Source organism: Actinomadura sp. KC345 (genome assembly GCF_004348515.1).
Lineage (GTDB): Bacteria > Actinomycetota > Actinomycetes > Streptosporangiales > Streptosporangiaceae > Spirillospora.
On record NZ_SMKH01000529.1, the window covers coordinates 1 to 2,285 of the forward strand.

A 2,285-nucleotide genomic window follows, 5' to 3' on the forward strand; every position below is an offset into this window, starting at 1 on the left:
CTGCCGTGTGGTCACGCGGGCCTGGTCGGCGAGGGTCATCGTCACTGCGCTGTTCGTCCTGTCTCGCCCTGCTCGATATCAGAAGGACTCATCCGTCCCTTGTGTCACAGCAGTCTGACAGAGAGGGTGGCCGGATCCTGTATCCCCCCGAAGCGGTTGCCGTCGCCGTGGTCATTGCCGAATCTGGGCTGTTCTGGAGCAAGGGGCCGCCGCGCGTCGCGACATGTCCGCCGGCCACGACCGCCATGGGGCGCGCCGGCGTCGGCTCGGCATCAGCGGGCAAGGGCGACGATCTCGTCAACGGTTGTGAGAGGGATCATCAGCGCCGCATCCCATGTCTCGTCATCTTGGCCGATCAGCATCGTTGCCCGCTCGTCCCCGGACACCGACCAGAAAACCGGCGAGCCTGCACAGACGCCCACTATCAGGGATCGCCGCTCGTCCCAACTTGCGTCGCGGATCCCGCTCAGCCGAGCCAAATCCCCGAGAGGCGCCCAGATATGCACCTCCCATGTTTCGGTCTGCAGCATCAACAAGGGCACCGGATCGGCGTCCACATCCAACGTCACCTCAATCATCCCGGGATGCTTGCATACGGCAGGGCCCTCCGACGGGTTGGAAAGACGCCTCCGGCGGAGGCTTTGGCTTGGAGAAGCAATGTGCGTGGAGTAGTTCTCTCGTGCGCCTGTGTACGCGGCCAGGTGGGAGAACGCGAGCGTTTTGGCCGCCTTGAGGAAGGAGCAAGGCTCCGCGGTCGTCCAGACCTCGCCAGGTTCGGCCGGACGCTGCCAAGGCCGCATTCGCGCGTTCGACGTGCTTGGACGGTTGGACGGTTGGACGGGCAAGAGTCGTCCCCGATACGACGAGATGCCACCTGGGCTGTACCGGCCATGACGGTACTGGGGTCGTGACAGGCTGCCTCATCTGGAAAGCATCGATCGGCTGCCCTGGCTGCGATGAGGTCTGGCGCCTTATCCGGTCTGCACTCTGGACGACCTCTGCGAGCAAAGGAGGGCCTTGATGGGCCAGGTCATCTACTGGATGAACACCTCTATCGACGGGTTCATCGCGGATCCCGACGGCGGCATGGACTCTTTCGACCCCGCCGAGGACTTCCGCCAGGCGGCGAACGACCATGTTCGCCGGCACGCGGGGTTCCTGTTCGGGCGGCGGCTGTACGAGGCGATGGAAAAGCCCTGGACTAGGACCTCGGCAAGGAAGGCGTGCCGGCCCTCGAGCGAGAGTTCGCCCAGCTCTACAAGGAGACGCCGCGGTATGTCTTCTCCGACACCCTCCAGACCGTCCCCGAAGGGGTCACGATCGTCCGTCGTAAGGACGCCGTGTCCGTGGTGACGCGCCTCAAGCAGGAGATCGACGGCACCTTCCAGCTCGGCGGCCCCGAGCTGGCCGCCTCCCTGCTGGACCTGATCGACGAGTTCTGGGTGTACGCGTTCCCCGTGATCATCGGGCGTGGCCGGCCGTTCCTGCCCGTGGGACGGGAATTGCGGCTGCGCCTGGCCGAGCACCGTTCCCTCGCCTCGGGAATCGTGTTCCGGCGCTACGTGCGGACCTGACCGGCCAGGCATGCGCGGGCGTACCGACGAGCGGTCAGTGGCGGTATGCCGCGCGACTCCAGATGAGTTGGCGCCCGCGTCTCGGCCCGTTTTTACGACTGGAGTCGAGAAGTTCGTCTCGGTGTCGATCCACGGCGAGACGGGCGGGCTGCGAAGTTCTCCTGCGACGTGCGAGCGGGGATCGGGTGGCCTGGAACCGTCCCTCGTTGCCATGGGATTCGCGGGCGCCGGACTGACTTGGGTCAGCAGTCGGCCGCCGTCGGCATCTTGACCTCAACTGCGGTTGAGGTGCCACGCTCAGGGTTCCGCACGAAAATCGATGGGGGAACCGTGGTCGACAGCCAGCGAACAACCACAGAGAGATCCGAGCACGACCAGCTCGCCGCGGTTGTGGAAAGCTATGAAAGCGCGTTCAACGGCAACGACGCCGAAGCCATGAATGCGCTCTTCTCGGAAGACGCGGTCTTCGTCAATTTCGGCGGCAATCTCGTCTTTGGAGCTGAACTTCTGTATCGGGCGCAAGCTCACGTTTTCGCTCCCGGAGGTGCACTGGAGAACATCAGCGTCCGGTACCTCGTCGAGAGCACTGAACGTTTTCCACCAGCGTCTGTGGGTGGGTGATCACAGCATGATCGCGGGCGGTGTGGCGGGCCCTGAAACATGAAGAAGCCCTGGTAGGACGGGTGATCTCTCACAACCCACCGCCCCCAC

At 64.5% G+C, this 2,285-nt stretch carries 3 protein-coding genes; 2 read left to right on the forward strand and 1 reads right to left on the reverse strand.

Features of this window, described 5'->3' with window-relative positions:
- Positions 1–272 precede the first annotated feature (272 nt).
- On the reverse strand, positions 273–578 hold the full coding sequence (locus tag E1281_RS39225; RefSeq protein ID WP_131884745.1) for a hypothetical protein: 306 nt from the start codon (positions 576–578) through the stop codon (positions 273–275).
- Positions 579–1,223: 645 nt separating this feature from the next.
- On the opposite strand from E1281_RS39225, the gene E1281_RS39230 reads away from it, so the two are divergent.
- Positions 1,224–1,574 carry a dihydrofolate reductase family protein gene (locus E1281_RS39230; protein ID WP_131884746.1) on the forward strand — a complete coding sequence of 117 codons (351 nt, stop codon included), beginning with the start codon at positions 1,224–1,226 and terminating at the stop codon, positions 1,572–1,574.
- 330 nt (positions 1,575–1,904) lie between these two features.
- A complete protein-coding gene (locus E1281_RS39235) occupies positions 1,905–2,195 on the forward strand; it encodes a DUF4440 domain-containing protein (protein ID WP_131884747.1) in 291 nt (96 codons plus the stop codon).
- The last annotated feature ends 90 nt before the right edge of the window (positions 2,196–2,285 follow it).